We start from the raw sequence: 15911 nt of genomic DNA on the forward strand, positions 1-15911 counted from the left end.
CGCGCGGCGCGCCGGGTGCGGCGGCGGGCGTCACGACGTGGTCGTCTGCTCCCGGGGGGCGCCGGGAGCGCCGTCGGGCGGGGTGCCGCCCTGACCGCCCTGACCGCCGCCGCCGCTGGGGGCCGACATCCCGGTGGCCGCCTGGGTGGTCGCGTCGATGCCCACCCTGAGGTTCACCACGCAGCCGCTGGTGGCGTCGCCGGTGACCGTCGGGGTCTGGCTGGCGCCCTGGTCGTCGCTGAAGACGTTGTCCGTGGCGAGGCTCACCTGCGCGAGGTTGGTGACCGACTGCTCGTAGCCGCTGGTCGCGTAGACCGCGTCGCAGACGTCCTGCGGCAGGGCGACCTGGGAGGTCGCGATGGCGTTGCTCGCGTCGGTGATCGAGGAGGAGTCGGGGTAGACCTCGAAGTGGATGTGCGGCCACCGGCCGGAGTAGCAGGCCGGGAAGACGCTCGTGAACTCGACGCGGCCCGAGGAGTCCGCCACCTGCACCCCCCGCAGGTAGTTCTCCGACGTCAGGCCGTCGCTGTACATCGAGTACTTCCCGTCGCGGTCGCAGTGCCAGACGTAGACGGCCGCGCCCTCGTACGCGGCGCTCCCGTCCGCCAGGTCCACCAGGTCCAGCTGGAGCGTCATGGGGACGCCCTGCGCCGTCGTGGTGGACGTGCCGAAGCTGGAGCGGATGTCGGACCTGATGATGCCGCTCTCCTCCAGCGCGTCCGGGCCGTTGGAGCCGTCGCCGGGGTAGGGGCCGGCCGTCTCCTCCGGGATCTCCGCCAGCGCGGAGGACGCGGTCGTGGCGCTCGTCGACGAGGTGGAGGAGGAGGTGCTCGCAGCCTCCGAGCTGCCGCACGCGGCCAGCACGCCGGCGGCGGCGCCCGCGCCGCCCAGCTGCAGCAGGCGGCGCCGGTCGAGCAGGGTCGCCACGTCGAAGGCGACGCCCTGGTCGTCGACGTCCTCGTGCTGGCGCGGAAGGACCCGCCCCTCGTAGGTGCGCAGCTCCGGGTCCGCGCCGCGCCTGCTCCGGAAGATGCCCATGACCGCTCCGTCCCTCTGCGGCTCCGCGCTGCGCGGGGCCGGCCTGCGACCAGGTTGGGGCGGGCGCCGGCTCCGCCCCTGGGAGCTCGCTAGGTGCCCGCTGTGGAGGTCGGACGCCCGGGCGGCAGGCTGTCCGCGTGGTGGGGCGGACGGCGGTGGGGCGCGCTGGGGACGACGACGAGCGGGCGCGCGTGGTCGGCGTCGGTCCCTGGGCGGACGAGCGGGGCGGGACGCCGCCCGAGGACCCCCGGCTCGACCCGCAGCTGCTGCGCGAGGGCGACCGGCGCAACGTCGTCGACGGGTACCGCTACTGGACCGAGGCGGCGATCCGCGCCGACCTCGCGGAGCGCCGCGCGCGCGACTGGCCGGGTGCTGAGCTGCACGTGGCCGTCGAGGGCTTCCAGCACGACATGAACGTCGGCTCGGTGGCGCGCACGGCCAACGCCGCCGGTGCGGCGGGCTTCCACGTGGTGGCGGACCGCCGCTGGAACCGCCGCGGCGCGATGGCCACGGACAGGTACCTGTCCGTCCACCACCACGCGGGTGCCGCCGACCTGCTGGTCTGGGCGCGGGAGCGCGCCCTCGTGGTGGTGGGCCTGGACAACGCGCCGGGCGCGGTGCCGCTGGAGACGACGGACCTGCCCGCCCGGTGCCTGCTCGTGGTGGGTTCCGAGGGCCCGGGCCTGTCGGAGGAGGTGCTGGCGGCCAGCGCGCTGCTGGTGGAGATCGCCCAGTTCGGATCGACGAGGTCGATGAACGCCGGCGCGGCGGCCGCGGTGGCGGTGCACGCGTGGCTGCGCCGCCACGCGTTCGGGCAGGTGCCACCGACCGGGTGACCGGAACTGGTTGCCGCAGGTGATCGATGTGCGGTCCTGAGGCAACGGTGTGAGCGTTCCCAGCGGTCTCCGCCACGGGAGGTGGGGGCCGTGAGGAGCGCGACGTGCCACACCCACCCACCCCGGCCACCGGGCAGCCCGCCAGGAAGCGGCTGGCCGACCTGGCCTTCGACATCCGCTCGGTGATCGGCGCCCTGTTCGTCGTCTACGGGCTGGTCTGCCTGGTCTGGGGGCTCGTCTCGTTCCCGCAGGCCGCCGCCGAGAAGACCGGCGGCGTGAACCTGAACCTCTGGGCCGGCCTCGGCATGCTCGTCATGGGGGCCGCCTTCCTCGTCTGGGTCGTGGCGCGGCCGCTGACCCAGGACGACCCCGCGGTCCGCGAGGCCCTCGAGGCCGAGGCCGCTGACGGCGACGACGAGGGAGGCCGCCCGTGAGCGCTGTGCTGGGCTCCCCGGTGCTGGCCGCCGGCACCACGGGCGCCACCCGCATCGACGCCGGCGCCGGCGACTACGTGCTGGTGGCCCTCTACTTCGTCGTCGTCCTGGGGATCGGGCTGCTCGCCCGGCGGCGGATCTCCTCGAGCCTCGACTTCCTGCTGTCGGGGCGCTCGCTGCCCGCGTGGGTGACGGGCCTGGCGTTCGTCTCCGCCAACCTCGGCGCCATCGAGCTGCTCGGGCAGGCCGCCAACGGCGCGCAGTTCGGCGAGCAGGCGTTCCACTACTACTGGATCGGCGCCATCCCGGCCATGGTCTTCCTGGCCCTGGTGATGATGCCCTTCTACTACGGCTCGAAGGTCCGCAGCGTCCCCGAGTTCCTCGGCCGCCGCTTCGACGCCAAGACCCAGCGCCTGCAGGGCCTGCTGTTCGCCCTCGCCTCCGTGCTGCTGGCGGGCGTGAACCTCTACGCCATGGCGATCGTGGTGAACGCCCTGCTCGGGCTGCCCACCTGGCTGGCCATCGTGCTCGCCGGCGTCATCGTGCTGGCCTACACCTTCCTCGGCGGGCTGTCGGCGGCCATCTACAACGAGGTGCTCCAGTTCTTCGTCATCGTCGCGACGATGGTGCCGCTGACGCTCGTCGGCCTGCACCGCGTGGGCGGCTGGGGCGGTCTGGTGCAGCAGCTCACCGACCAGGGCAGCGGCTCGATGCTGCAGGCCTTCCCCGGCAGCGACCTCACCGGGATCGCCAGCGGCGTCGGCTCGACCGTCGGGGTGGTCCTCGGCCTGGGCTTCGTCACCTCGTTCGGCTACTGGACGACCAACTTCACCGAGGTCCAGCGCGCCTTCTCGGCCCGCAGCGCCTCCGCCGCGCAGCGCACCCCGCTCATCGCGGCGTTCCCCAAAGTGCTCATCGCCCTGGTCATCATCATCCCCGGCATGATCGCCGCGGTGCTCGTGCCCGGCATCGCCGCGCTGAAGACCGGCGGGTCGAGCGGCGGGGCCACCTACAACGACGCCGTGCCGCTGCTGCTCGACGAGCTGCTGCCCAACGGCTTCCTCGGCGTGGCCCTGGCCGGCCTGCTGGCTGCGTTCATGGCCGGCATGGCGGCCAACGTCAGCTCCTTCAACACCGTGGTCACCTACGACCTCTGGCAGGACTGGGTGCGCCCCGGCCGCGACGACCAGCACTACCTGCGGGTGGGCCGCGCGGTCACCGTCATCGGCACGGCGCTGGCCATCGGCACCGCCTTCATCGCGGCCGGCTTCACCAACATCATGGACTACATCCAGACCCTGTTCTCCTTCTTCAACGTGCCCCTGTTCGCGGTCTTCGTCCTGGGCCTGTTCTGGAAGCGGATGACCGGCTCGGCCGGGTTCTGGGGCCTCGTCAGCGGCACCCTCGGCGCCGTCGTCGTCTTCGTCCTCAACCAGACCGGGGCGCTGGCGCTGTCGGGCCAGGGGTCGAGCTTCCTCGGCGGTGGCGTGGCGACCGTCGTCGCCGTCCTCGTGGGGTGGCTGGTCTCCAAGGCCGGCCGGCCCAAGCCGGAGTCCGAGCTGCGGGGGCTGGTCTGGTCGCTCACCCCGGCCGCCGAGCGGGCGGTGCCCCGCGAGCCCGGCGTCCTGCGCTCCCCGGCGGTGCTGTCGGTGTCGGTGCTGGCGCTGGCAGCGGCGGGGTACGTGGTGTTCGCCGTCATCTGACCCGGTGGGAGGATCAGCGGCGAAGCTCACACGAGGAGGGACCACGCATGCCCATCGCCACTCCCGAGGTCTACGCGGAGATGCTGGAGAAGGCCAAGGCCGGCTCCTTCGCCTACCCGGCGATCAACATCACCAGCTCGTCCACCATCACCGCAGCCATCCAGGGCTTCGCGGAGGCGGGCAGCGACGGCATCATCCAGGTCTCCACCGGCGGCGCCGAGTACGCCTCCGGCTCGACCGTCAAGGACATGGTCCGCGGCGCCGAGGCGCTGGCCGAGTACGCCCACCACGTGGCCAAGGGCTACGGCGTGAACATCGCCCTGCACACCGACCACTGCCCGGCCGACAAGCTGGACAAGTACGTGCGCCCGCTGCTCGCCATCAGCGAGGAGCGCGTGAAGAACGGCCGCGACCCGCTGTTCCAGTCGCACATGTTCGACGGCTCCGCCGTCCCGCTGGAGGAGAACCTCTCCATCGCGGCCGAGCTGCTCGAGCGCTCGTCGGCGGCCAAGGTCATCCTCGAGATCGAGGTCGGCGTGGTCGGCGGCGAGGAGGACGGCGTCGCCAACGAGATCAACGACCAGCTGTACTCCACCCCCGAGGACGCCATCGCCACGGCGAAGGCCCTCGGCGTGGGCGAGAAGGGCTACTACCTGACCGCCCTGACGTTCGGCAACGTGCACGGCGTCTACAAGCCGGGCAACGTCAAGCTCAAGCCCGAGGTGCTCAAGGCCGCCCAGGACGCCGTCTCCCAGGAGTTCGGCGGCGGCGACAAGCCCTTCGCGCTCGTCTTCCACGGCGGCTCCGGCTCCACGGCCGAGGAGATCGGCCAGGCCGTCGACTTCGGCGTCGTGAAGATGAACATCGACACCGACACGCAGTACGCGTACACGCGTCCCGTGGCCGACTTCATGCTGAAGAACTACGACGGCGTGCTGAAGGTCGACGGCGAGGTCGGCAACAAGAAGCAGTACGACCCGCGCGCCTGGGGCAAGATCGCCGAGGCCGGGATGGCCGCGCGCGTCAAGGAGGCCTGCGAGCACCTGCGCTCCGCGGGCACCTCGCTGAACGGCTGAGCGACCCCTCGAGCACGAAGGCCCCCCGGCAGCAGCCGGGGGGCCTTCGTCGTGGTGGGCGGACCCGTGCGCCGGGCTGCGCGGGACCGCTGACGCGCGCCGGTGCGGCGGGGGAGGCGAGCGTCAGGCGACGAGGCCGCCGCCGGGGCCGTCGCTGCCGTCGTCGCTGCCGTCCGGGAGGGTGTGGTCGATGCCGGGGTCGTCCTCGACCACGCGCAGGACCTGGCTGATGCTCGTCACCTGGATGAGGAAGCGGACGAGGTCGGGCGGACGGATGAGTACGAGCTTCGCCGGGCTGCGGGAGGCCAGCCGCGCGAGGAACGCCACGCCCGTGGAGTCCATGAACGTGACGTTGCGGACGTCGACCTCCACCGGCAGGCCCGAGGCCTCCGCGTCGGCCGAGGCCTCCAGGAGGTCCTGGCCGAGCTCGGCGTCGACCTCTCCGGTCAGCACCACGCGCGTCTTGCGACTGCCGAGGATGACGTGGACGGACCCGGGCTCGCCCCCGTCCTGCACCTGCTCGTGACCTGCCACCCGCACCTCACCTCCACTCACGCCACACCGCTCCCCGTCCGCGGCGACCGCTGCACCCGCTGTCTGGAGCGCGCACGGCTCCCCGGACGATACGGGGTGGGTGGCCCCGGACGGCAGCGGCCCGCCCGGAGCACCTCCCACCAGCGCCCGGACGGCGGACGGGCCCCGCCCAGCGGGCTCTCAGGTCGTCGGGCTGCGCCACGGTCCCGGGCTCGACGACGGGGCGCAGCGGTGCTCGACGTCGACCTCGTAGCAGTCCAGGGCGCCGCACAGCTCCAGCACGAAGCCGACCCGCTCGTCCGCGCCCCGCAGGACGGCGCGCGCCCCCGAGCGCTTGGCCGTCTCCGCCAGCGCGATGAGGAAGGCGGCGCCGGCGGAGTCCACGAAGGCCACCGAGCACAGGTCCACGACGACCTCGTCCACGCCCGGACCGCCGGCCAGGGCGGTGAGCTCCGGGAAGCGCGCGCGCTCGGCCAGGTCCAGGTCACCGTCTGCGCGGACGCTCAGCGTCGTGCCCGTGACACCGCCCTCGATCACGGACAGCGACGGTAGCCCACCGGAGCGCACACGGTGCACGCCGGTGCACGCCGGTGCACGCCGGTGCACGCGGCTGCAGCGCCTCGTCCGACCCTCGCCTGCGCGGCCCCGGCCTGCCGGTCGGGCCGGGCGGCGGCAGGATGCTGGCATGTCCTCCCCGATGTCCCTGCCGACCCCGGGCGCCGCCGGGAGCCACGGCGGCACCGTGCCGGGTCCGCCCCCCACGCTGCTGCCCGACGACGGGCCGGAGGCCGCCGCGGCGGCGCTGCTGCGCGACGAGGTCGACCCCGCCGACGTCGCCGCCGCGCACCCGGCTGCCAGCCTCGCCTGGTCGGTGCTGGCCACGCGCGCGTACGCGGCGGGCCAGCTGGTGGAGGCCTACGCCTACGCACGCACCGGCTACCACCGCGGGCTGGACGCCCTGCGCCGGGCCGGGTGGCGCGGCGCCGGCCCCGTGCCGTGGCACCACGAGCCCAACCGCGGGTTCCTGCGGTCGCTGGCCGTCCTGGGGCGCGCCGCCCGCGCCATCGGCGAGGACGACGAGGCGGACCGCTGCACGCAGTTCCTCAGCGCCTGCGACCCCGACGCGGCCGACCGCCTGGGCGGCGACCTCACCCCGGGGACCTCGTGAGCCCGGCGGACGCACCCGCCGCCGGCGGCTCGCCCCGGGTCGACGTCGTCGGTACCGGGATCTCCGGCGTCGCCTGCGCGCAGGCCCTGGTGGGGGCCGGCTTCGACGTCCGGGTCCTCGACCGCGGCCGCCGGCCCGGGGGGCGGCTCGGCCTGCGCAGGGTGGAGCTCGCCGACGGCTCCCAGCACCTCGTCGACACCGGGGCCGCCTACTTCACCGTCTCCGACCCCGACTTCGCCGCCCTCGCCGCGGGCTGGAGCACCGACGGCCTGGCGCACCCCTGGACCGACACCTTCAGCCTGCTCGGCCCCGACGGGCCCCGCGGCACCAAGGCCGGCCCGCAGCGCTGGAGCGCCCCCGGCGGGCTGCGCTCCCTGGTCGAGCGGCTCGCCGCGGGGCTGGAGGTGACCTCCGGCCACGCGGTCAGGTCGGTGGGCGTGGCCGACGGGATGCCCGCGCTGGACGGCCGGCCGGCCGACGCGGTGGTCCTCGCCATGCCCGACCCGCAGGCGGGCCGGCTGCTCGACGTCGAGGCCTCACCCGGCCTGGCGTCGGCCCGGCGCGTGCTGTCGCGACCGTGGGACGCCGTCATCACCGTCTACGCCGCGTGGGACGAGGCCTGGTGGCCGGCGCTGGACGCCGGCTTCGTGGCCGACGACGACCTGGTCTCCCTCCTCGCCGACGACGGCTCCCGCCGCGGGGACGGCGCCCCGGTGCTCGTCGCCCACACCACCGCCGACGCGGCGCGGGGCGCCCTCGGAGACCCCGACTCCCTGGTCCGGCCCGTGCTGGAGCGGCTGCCCCACCTCCTGGGCGCGGCCCCCGGCGACGTGCCGGAGCCCCGCGCGGCCGCCGCCCACCGGTGGTCCTTCGCGTCGCCGTCCCAGGTGCACGACGCTCCGCACCTCCTCACGGCCGTCGCCGGTGGCCTGCTGGGCGTCTGCGGCGACGCCTGGGCCGCCACGTCCAGCGGCAGGCCGCGCGTGGAGCAGGCCTGGCGCTCCGGGCGGGACCTCGGCCGCGAGCTGGCCGAGCGCCTCGCCTGACGCGGGGCCGGCCGCTCAGCGGGGCACGAGCACCTGCCACGCGTCCCCGGCGCAGCGCCAGCGCCAGCGGGTGCGGGCCTGCGAGAGGTCGCCGTCGGCGTTCACCTCGAACGCGCGCCCGTCCACCGCCTCGACCACCACGTCGGCCCCGCGGACCGTGGCGGTGTCGCGCCGCTCCACGTGCTGGCCGCGGACCATCGCCGCCGCGAACCCCGCGCGCGCCAGCGGTCCCGTGGCTCCCGAGACCACCACGTCCACCAGCCCGTCGTGGGGGGTGGCCAGCGGGGACAGGCGCGCACCGCCGCCCACGGTGCTGCCGAGGTTGACCGCCACGAGCAGCACGCCGGAGCTCCCGTCGTGCACCACCTCGCCGTCCACCACCACCCGCAGGTGCCAGGGCCGGGCGGCCACCCCCGCCGCGAGCGCGCCCGCCGGGTAGGCCAGCGCCCGCAGCGCCCTCTTCGCCGTCTTCGCGCGCTTGGACGCCGAGACCCCGATGCCGGCGTGCACGGCGTTGACCACCACGCCGTCCTCCCGGCCGTGCTCGTCGAGGGACACCACGAGCTCCACCGGCGAGGGGCGCCCCTCCACCGCGGTGCGCGCCGCCAGCGAGGCGGCGCCCACCTGCAGGCCCAGGCTGCGGGCGAGGTCGTTGCCGGTGCCGAGGGGCACCAGGCCGATCGGGCCCACCCCGCGCACCCGCTCCAGCCCGCCGAGGGAGTGCAGCGCGCTGATGGCCGCGTGCACGGACCCGTCACCGCCGAGCACCACCAGGCGGCGCCCGTCCAGCCCCGCCAGGGCCCGGCGCAGGTCGTCGGGGCCGCCGGTGCGGGCCACCTCGAGGCCGCCGGGCGGCAGCGAGGCCTCCAGCACCGCCAGGGCGTCGCGCGCGGCGGGCGTGCGCGCCGAGCCGGCGCTGGCGTTCACCACCGCCAGGGCCGCGCTGACGACCTCCACCGGTGGCTGGTCGGGCTCGTGGCTGCTCACCGGGCCAGGGTCGCAGCACCCGGGGGCCGTGCGCCGCACCCGAGCACCCGCGCCGGAGCACCCCCGTACGAGCACGGGCACGGATTCGGGCCGGGACCGCCGGACCCGCTAGCCTCGGGAGGTAATGACCCCGAGACCCGCAGGAGGGTCCGCTCATGCCCGCGATCGTGCTCGTCGGGGCCCAGTGGGGAGACGAGGGCAAGGGCAAGGCCACCGACGTCCTCGGCTCCCGCGTCGAGGCCGTGGTCAAGTTCAACGGCGGCAACAACGCCGGCCACACCGTCGTCGTCGGTGACGAGAAGTACGCCCTGCACCTCCTCCCCTCCGGCATCCTCACGCCCGGCGTGACCCCGGTCATCGGCAACGGCGTGGTCATCGACCCGTCGGTGCTCTTCGAGGAGATCGAGGGCCTCACCGCGCGCGGTGTCGACTGCTCCAAGCTCCTGGTCTCGGCGAGCGCCCACCTCATCGCGCCGTACCACCGCACGGTCGACAGGGTCACCGAGCGGTTCCTCGGGGTGCGCCGCATCGGGACGACGGGCCGCGGCATCGGCCCGGCGTACGCGGACAAGGTCAACCGGATCGGCCTGCGCGTGCAGGACCTCTTCGACGAGAAGATCCTCGCCCAGAAGGTCGAGGGCGCCCTGGAGACCCGCAACCAGCTGCTGGTCAAGGTCTTCAACCGCCGCGCGATCACCGTCGACGAGGTCGTGGAGGAGCTGCTGTCCTACGCCGACCGGCTGCGCCCCATGGTGCGCGACACCGGCCTGGAGCTGACCCGCATGCTCGACGCCGGCCAGACGGTGCTCTTCGAGGGCGGCCAGGCGACGATGCTCGACATCGACCACGGCACCTACCCGTTCGTGACCTCCTCCAACGCCACGGCGGGCGGCGCGTGCACGGGCTCGGGCATCCCGCCGAACCGGGTGGACCGGATCGTCGGGGTGGGGAAGGCGTACATCACGCGCGTGGGCGAGGGGCCGTTCCCCACCGAGCTCCTCGACGAGGTCGGCGCGGGCCTGCGCCGCGCCGGCGGCGAGTTCGGCACCACCACCGGCCGCCCGCGCCGCACCGGCTGGTACGACGCGCTCATCGCCCGCTACGCGTCCCGCGTCAACGGCCTGACCGACCTCGTGCTCACCAAGCTCGACGTGCTGACCGGCTACGAGCGCATCCCGGTGTGCACCGCCTACGACGTCGACGGCGTCAAGCACACCGAGATCCCGCTCACCCAGACCGACTTCCACCACGCCAAGCCGGTCTACGAGGAGTTCGAGGGCTGGACCGAGGACATCAGCGGCGCCCGCGAGTTCTCGGACCTGCCGAAGGCCGCCCAGGACTACGTGCTGGCGCTGGAGGAGCTCTCGGGGGTTCGCATCAGCGCCGTCGGGGTGGGCCCCGACCGCGACCAGATCGTCGTCCGCACCGACCTGCTGGAGGGCTGAGACCCGTGCCGAGCACCGCCGTCACCACCCCGACGACGACGAGCGCCACGACGACGAGCGCTGACCGCACCTCGGCGGCGGGCGTGGTGCCGGCGTCGCGGCCGGTGGACGCCGCCGCCGTCGCCCGCGCCCGCGAGCTCGACAGCGCGCACGTCTTCCACTCCTGGTCGGCCCAGAAGCTCATCACGCCGATGGTGGTCACCGGGGCCGAGGGCTCCTGGGTGTACGACGCCGAGGGCAGGCCCCTGCTCGACTTCTCCAGCCAGCTGGTCTTCACCAACATCGGGCACAGCCACCCGAAGGTCGTCACCGCCATCGGCGAGCAGGCCGCGACGCTGGCCACCGTCGCGCCGCAGCACGCGGTCGGCGTGCGTGGCGAGGCCGCGCGCCTCATCACCTCGCACCTGCCGGGGAGCCGCCTGAACAAGGTCTTCTTCACCACCGGCGGCGCCGAGGCCAACGAGAACGCCGTCCGCGCGGCCCGCCAGCACACCGGTCGCCGCAAGGTGCTGGCCCGCTACCGCAGCTACCACGGCAACACCCAGACGGCGATCCACCTCACCGGTGACCCGCGCCGCTGGGCCAACGACTCCGGGGCCGAGGGCGTCGTGCACTTCTTCGGCCCGTACCTGTACCGGTCGGTGTTCCACTCCAGCACCGAGGCCGAGGAGTGCCAGCGCGCGCTGGAGCACCTCGAGCAGGTCATCGCCCTCGAGGGCCCGAGCACCATCGCCGCCCTCGTGCTCGAGTCGGTGCCGGGCACCGCGGGGATCATGGTGCCGCCGCCGGGCTACCTGGCGGGCGTCCGCGAGATCACCCGCCGCCACGGCATCATGCTCGTCCTCGACGAGGTGATGGCCGGGTTCGGGCGCACGGGCACGTGGTTCGGCTACGACGTCCACGGGGACGGCGAGCGCATCGACCCCGACCTCGTGACCATCGCCAAGGGCGTCAACTCCGGCTACGTGCCGCTCGGCGCCGTGGTGCTGTCCGACGAGGTCGCCGCCACCTTCGACGAGCGCGCCTTCCCCGGCGGGCTCACCTACTCCGGGCACCCCCTGGCGTGCGCCGCGTCCGTCGCCACCATCCGCGCCATGGAGGAGGAGGGCGTGGTCGAGAACGCCCGCCGCCTCGGGGAGGACGTCATCGGTCCGGCGCTGCGGGAGATCGCCGAGCGCCACGACGTCGTCGGCGAGGTCCGCGGCACCGGCGTCTTCTGGGCCGTGGAGCTGGTGAAGAGCCACGAGACCCGCGAGCCCGTGGTGCCCGCCGGCGCCACCGGCGCCGCGAACGCGCCCATGGCGGCGTTCACGAAGGCGTGCCTGTCGCGCGGGCTGCTGCCGTTCGTCAACGGCAACCGCACCCACGTCGTGCCCCCCTGCACGATGAGCGACGACGAGGCCCTCTGGGGCCTGCAGCAGCTCGACGCAGCCCTCGGAGAGGTGTTCGGCGCGTGAAGGTCCTCGTCATCGGCTCCGGCGCCCGCGAGCACGCGCTCGCCCGCTCTCTGGCCACCGACGACGCCGTCACCGCCGTCTGGGTGGCCCCCGGCGGCCCCGGCCCGGCCGCCGAGCCGGGCGTGCTCGGCTGCCTCCCGGTGGACCCGTGCGACGGCGACGCCGTGACCGCGCTGGCCCAGGAGCTCGGCGCCGACCTCGTCGTCGTCGGTCCCGAGGCGCCCCTCGTGGCCGGTGTCGCCGACGCCGTGCGCGCCGCGGGGATCGCCTGCTTCGGCCCCTCCGCCGACGCCGCCGAGCTCGAGGGCAGCAAGGCCTTCGCCAAGCAGGTGATGGCCGCCGCCGGCGTGCCCACCGCCATGGCCCGCGTCTGCACTGCGGTCGAGGAGGTCGCCGAGGCGCTGGACCTCTTCGGGGCGCCCTACGTGGTGAAGGACGACGGCCTGGCCGCTGGCAAGGGCGTCGTGGTGACGTCGTCCCGCGCCGACGCCCTCGAGCACGCCGCGGCCTGCCTGTCCCGCGCGGGCGCCCAGGTGGTGGTCGAGGACTTCCTCGACGGCCCCGAGGTCTCCCTCTTCGTGCTCTCCGACGGCACCTCGGTGGTGCCGCTGGCCCCCGCCCAGGACTTCAAGCGCGCCCTCGACGGCGACGAGGGCCCCAACACCGGTGGCATGGGCGCCTACTCGCCGCTGCCGTGGGCGCCGGACGGCCTGGTGGACGAGGTGGTCGAGCGCGTCGCGCAGCCCGTCATCGACGAGATGCGCCGCCGCGGCACCCCCTTCGCCGGCGTCCTCTACTGCGGCCTCGCGCTGACCTCCCGCGGCGTGCGGGTGGTGGAGTTCAACGCCCGCTTCGGTGACCCCGAGACCCAGGTGGTGCTCGCGCGGCTGCGGACGCCGCTGGGCGCGCTGCTGCAGGCGTGCGCCGCGGGGCGCCTGGCGGACCACCTCGCCGACGTCGGGCCGCTGCGCTGGTCGCGCGGCGCCACCGTCGTCGTCGTCCTCGCCGCCCCCGGGTACCCGGCGTCGGCGAAGACCGGCGGGGTGCTGACCGGAGCCGGCGCGGGGTCGCCCGGGGACGCTGCGTACGTGCTCCACGCGGGCACCGCCCTCGACGCCGACGGCCAGCTCGTCTCCGCGGGCGGCCGGGTGCTGTCGGTGGTCGGGTCCGGGGACGACCTCGCCGCCGCGCGCAGCGCCGCCTACGACCGCCTCGCCGCGGTCTCGCTCGAGGGCGGGCAGTGGCGCACGGACATCGCCGCCGCGGCGGCCGGGGGAGCCCTCACCGCCCGCTGACGGACCAGGTGGCCGGACGGGCCGCTGCGGGGTGATGATGCGCTGTGGCCGCCAGCGCAGGCGAGGTCGAGCTCGTCGACCTCTCAGCGGCCGACGACGCCCCCGGACCGCCCCGGGCCCCCCGCCGCCGGGCCAGCCGGCCTGCGGCGGCGCTCCTCGCGGTGCTGGTGGTGGCCGTCCTCGGCGCCGCCGGGGCGTGGCAGCACCGCTCAGCCCTGGAGGAGCAGCGCGCCCAGGCGCAGGCCGCCGCCGAGGAGCAGCGGCTCAGCGAGGGCAGGGCCGCCGCCAACGCCCTCGAGCAGCGGGTCCAGCAGGTGAGGTGGGCCAACAGGGCGGTCACCGACGCCGTCACCGGCGCGACGAGCACGCCGCTGCACGTCCCCGGCGCCGCTCCCACGCCCTGGCCGGCGGGAGCCTCCGGGGGCCTGGTGTGGGCGCCGGCCGACCTCGGCCCCCGCGCCGCTCACGCGGACGAGCCGCTCGACCTGCAGGCCGTGGGGGCGTGGCCCGGGACCTCGGGTGAGCCGGGGGCGCAGAGGATCGGGTACCGGCTGGTGACGGGTCTGCCCGCCGCCAGCGGCGGCACGCCGTGCCTGGTGCCGTCCGTGCGCATCAGCCAGTGGGGCTACGACCAGGGCGGCGACCCGGCGCTGGACTGCCGGGTGATGGCGTCCGGGGTGCGCGGCACCGCGCTGAGGGAGGGCACCTCGGGTGCGGGCGCCTCGCAGGTGCAGGTGCGCGAGGTGGTGCTGGTCAGCGAGGGGCGCGCCGCCTCGGTGGCCGCGTGGAGCACCGGGGGCGCTCCGCTGGTGCTGGACGGGCCTGCGCTGGGCGCCGCCGCCGCGGCGCTCCTCGCCTCGGCCGGCGGGTCGTGAAGCACCGGCCGGCGCGGCCGCGGGCCGCCTCCGGCGAGGACGACCCGCTGAGCGGGCTGGTCGACCTCGACGACGACCGCTGGACCGTCGCCCTGGACGACGACACGGGCGCGGCGGTCACCCCGGTCACCCCTCGCGGCCGCCCGGCCGGGCCGCGAGGTCGTCGGCGGCTGCTGCTCGCCGCGGGCGCCGCCGCGGTCGTCGTCCTCGTGGCCCTGTCCCTGGTGCGCCACGAGCAGCAGCGCGAGCAGCTGCTCGCCGCGGAGCTGCAGGCCCAGCGGCTGAGCGCCTGGCAGGCCCAGCAGCGCGCGGCGGCCGACCACGACCGGCGGCAGGTGGACGCCCTCGCGCTGCTCCCGGAGGACCTCGCCTTCCAGCAGCGCCTCATGGCCAGCGCCCTGGCGGGCGCGGCTCCCCGGCTCCCCGACCTCGACTGGTCGACCGCCACCACGCGCACGGAGCGGACCACCGCCCAGCGCCTGGGGGACGGCTCGCCCCGGCTGCTCGACGCGCAGCGCACGGCCCGGCCCGTCCAGGACGACGGGACCGGGGACGACCCGGGGACGGCCGTGCCCGTCGCCGCGGCCGCCGGGACGCAGGTGGTGGGCCTGGCGCTGGGCAGCGCCCCGACCTCCAGCGTCACCTGGCGGATCACCACGCCGCTGTCCACGCCGGAGGTCACCGACCCGTGCGCCGTGCCCGGGGCCGTCACCGTGCCCGGCGGCCCCGACGCGCCGGTCTGCCGGGTGCGGACCACCACCAGCCCGTCCGGGGAGCAGCACGCCGTGGCCCTGAGGACGTGGCAGCTGCTGCTCGGGAGCCCGGGCGACGCCGCGCCCGTCCGCGAGGTGACGGTGAACCAGGCGGTGCTCCTGGTGGAGCAGCGGTGGACGTTCTCGGTGGCGGCCACCGCCGTCGGCACGCACGGGACCGCCGCGTCCGTGCCGCTGCTCAGCGCGGACCAGGCGGACCTGGCCGTCCGCTGGGCGGCCGACCTCGCCCGCGGGCTGCCCACCCCCGCGCCGCTGCGCGGGACGCCCCTGACAGGGTTTGACGGGTGACCACGCTCCCCGGCGACGCCGCACCCGACCAGCAGCCCGAGGTGCCGGGGTGGCGCCCGCTGCACGCCGGCAAGGTGCGCCAGCTCTACACGTCCACCGAGGACCCGTCGCTGCTGCTCCTCGTGGCCAGCGACCGCATCAGCGCCTACGACCACGTGCTCGCCACGCCGATCCCCGACAAGGGCGCGCTGCTCACGGCGATGAGCCTGTGGTGGTTCGAGCAGCTGGAGGACTGGGGCCTGGTCCGCCACCACGTGGTGGGCGCCGGTCCCGAGCACGGGGTCCCGGCGCAGTTCGCGGGCCGCGCGACGGTGGCGCGGCGCCTCGACATGCTCCCGGTGGAGTGCATCGCCCGCGGCTACCTCACGGGGTCCGGGCTCGCCGAGTACCTGGCCACCGGGTCCCTCGCCGGCGTGGAGCTGCCCCCCGGCCTCCAGGACGGCGACCAGCTGCGCGCCCCCCTGTTCACCCCCACCACCAAGGCCGCCGTCGGCCTGCACGACGAGCCGGTCAACGAGGCCGGGGTCGCCGCGCTGGTCGGCGCCGAGCGCGGGGCGCAGCTGCGCGACGTCACCGTGGAGCTGTACGCCCGCGGTGCCGCGGTGGCCGCCGAGCGCGGCGTGCTGCTGGCCGACACCAAGGTCGAGTTCGGCCTCGACCCCGACGGCGACCCCGCCGACCCCGCCTCCCTCGTCCTCGGCGACGAGCTCCTCACCCCCGACTCCTCCCGCTTCTGGCCGGCCGACGGCTGGCAGCCCGGGCGGGCCCAGCCGAGCTTCGACAAGCAGTACGTGCGCGACTGGCTCACCTCGCCCGCCTCCGGGTGGTCGCGCACCTCGGCCGAGCCGCCGCCGGCGCTGCCCGACGACGTGGTCGAGCGCACCCGCGCCCGCTACGTCGAGGCGTACGAGCGGCTCACCGGGCGCCGCTGGCACTGACGGCGACCATCGGGCAGC

The 15911-nt window shown here is 75.5% G+C and carries 16 protein-coding genes; 12 read left to right on the forward strand and 4 right to left on the reverse strand.

From position 1 onward, the window contains the following. Positions 1-30: 30 nt before the first annotated feature. On the reverse strand, positions 31-1038 hold the full coding sequence (locus FHN55_RS04855; RefSeq protein ID WP_139711109.1) for an intradiol ring-cleavage dioxygenase: 1008 nt from the start codon (positions 1036-1038) through the stop codon (positions 31-33). Positions 1039-1175: 137 nt separating this feature from the next. Here FHN55_RS04855 and FHN55_RS04860 point away from each other — a divergent pair, with 137 nt between their 5' ends. The 4 genes from FHN55_RS04860 to fbaA all read left to right on the forward strand — a co-directional run bounded on the left by FHN55_RS04860 (position 1176) and on the right by fbaA (position 5087). Beyond that, positions 1176-1874: a TrmH family RNA methyltransferase gene (locus tag FHN55_RS04860; RefSeq protein ID WP_373995697.1), complete on the forward strand. Its 699-nt coding sequence runs from the start codon at positions 1176-1178 to the stop codon at positions 1872-1874. Positions 1875-1978: 104 nt separating this feature from the next. Further along, complete coding sequence (locus FHN55_RS22535) at positions 1979-2308, forward strand: hypothetical protein (RefSeq protein WP_180357642.1); 330 nt, start codon at positions 1979-1981, stop codon at positions 2306-2308. Then, positions 2305-4011: a sodium:solute symporter family protein gene (locus FHN55_RS04870; RefSeq protein ID WP_373995698.1), complete on the forward strand. Its 1707-nt coding sequence runs from the start codon at positions 2305-2307 to the stop codon at positions 4009-4011. Before FHN55_RS22535 ends, FHN55_RS04870 begins: the two co-directional genes overlap by 4 nt. A gap of 47 nt (positions 4012-4058) precedes the next feature. Further along, the gene (gene fbaA / locus FHN55_RS04875) at positions 4059-5087 is read left to right on the forward strand and encodes a class II fructose-bisphosphate aldolase (RefSeq protein WP_139711110.1); all 1029 of its coding nucleotides are present in this window, start codon (positions 4059-4061) and stop codon (positions 5085-5087) included. Positions 5088-5210: 123 nt separating this feature from the next. Here the strand turns inward: fbaA and FHN55_RS04880 are convergent, their stop codons facing one another. Together FHN55_RS04880 and FHN55_RS04885 are read right to left on the reverse strand one after the other, a co-directional pair. Beyond that, on the reverse strand, positions 5211-5642 hold the full coding sequence (locus FHN55_RS04880; RefSeq protein ID WP_139711111.1) for an STAS domain-containing protein: 432 nt from the start codon (positions 5640-5642) through the stop codon (positions 5211-5213). 159 nt (positions 5643-5801) lie between these two features. Next, the gene (locus FHN55_RS04885) at positions 5802-6158 is read right to left on the reverse strand and encodes an STAS domain-containing protein (RefSeq protein WP_139711112.1); all 357 of its coding nucleotides are present in this window, start codon (positions 6156-6158) and stop codon (positions 5802-5804) included. A 148-nt stretch (positions 6159-6306) separates the two neighbouring features. Here FHN55_RS04885 and FHN55_RS04890 point away from each other — a divergent pair, with 148 nt between their 5' ends. Then, entirely contained in the window at positions 6307-6789 is a 483-nt protein-coding gene (locus FHN55_RS04890; protein ID WP_257570701.1) for a DUF3151 domain-containing protein, read from the forward strand. Next, positions 6786-7835 (forward strand): NAD(P)/FAD-dependent oxidoreductase, encoded by a 1050-nt coding sequence (locus FHN55_RS04895; RefSeq protein WP_139711113.1) that lies wholly within the window; start codon positions 6786-6788, stop codon positions 7833-7835. Before FHN55_RS04890 ends, FHN55_RS04895 begins: the two co-directional genes overlap by 4 nt. Positions 7836-7850: 15 nt before the next feature. Here the strand turns inward: FHN55_RS04895 and FHN55_RS04900 are convergent, their stop codons facing one another. After that, positions 7851-8822 (reverse strand): diacylglycerol kinase family protein, encoded by a 972-nt coding sequence (locus tag FHN55_RS04900; RefSeq protein ID WP_180357643.1) that lies wholly within the window; start codon positions 8820-8822, stop codon positions 7851-7853. Between the two features lie 155 nt (positions 8823-8977). On the opposite strand from FHN55_RS04900, the gene FHN55_RS04905 reads away from it, so the two are divergent. The 6 genes from FHN55_RS04905 to FHN55_RS04930 all read left to right on the forward strand — a co-directional run bounded on the left by FHN55_RS04905 (position 8978) and on the right by FHN55_RS04930 (position 15893). Then, the gene (locus FHN55_RS04905; protein ID WP_139711115.1) at positions 8978-10267 is read left to right on the forward strand and encodes an adenylosuccinate synthase; all 1290 of its coding nucleotides are present in this window, start codon (positions 8978-8980) and stop codon (positions 10265-10267) included. 86 nt (positions 10268-10353) lie between these two features. Continuing rightward, a complete protein-coding gene (locus FHN55_RS04910; protein WP_180357659.1) occupies positions 10354-11724 on the forward strand; it encodes an aspartate aminotransferase family protein in 1371 nt (456 codons plus the stop codon). After that, entirely contained in the window at positions 11721-13019 is a 1299-nt protein-coding gene (gene purD, locus FHN55_RS04915; RefSeq protein ID WP_139711116.1) for a phosphoribosylamine--glycine ligase, read from the forward strand. The genes FHN55_RS04910 and purD overlap by 4 nt, the downstream gene beginning before the upstream one ends. Positions 13020-13063: 44 nt before the next feature. Further along, entirely contained in the window at positions 13064-13894 is an 831-nt protein-coding gene (locus tag FHN55_RS04920) for a hypothetical protein (RefSeq protein ID WP_139711117.1), read from the forward strand. Continuing rightward, positions 13891-14955: a hypothetical protein gene (locus tag FHN55_RS04925; protein WP_139711118.1), complete on the forward strand. Its 1065-nt coding sequence runs from the start codon at positions 13891-13893 to the stop codon at positions 14953-14955. The genes FHN55_RS04920 and FHN55_RS04925 overlap by 4 nt, the downstream gene beginning before the upstream one ends. Next, positions 14952-15893, forward strand: coding sequence for a phosphoribosylaminoimidazolesuccinocarboxamide synthase (locus tag FHN55_RS04930; RefSeq protein ID WP_139711119.1), 942 nt, complete (start codon positions 14952-14954; stop codon positions 15891-15893). Before FHN55_RS04925 ends, FHN55_RS04930 begins: the two co-directional genes overlap by 4 nt. Positions 15894-15911: the final 18 nt, after the last annotated feature.

Origin of the sequence: Streptomyces sp. NP160 (genome assembly GCF_006335115.1) — a bacterium.
Lineage (GTDB): Bacteria > Actinomycetota > Actinomycetes > Actinomycetales > Quadrisphaeraceae > Quadrisphaera.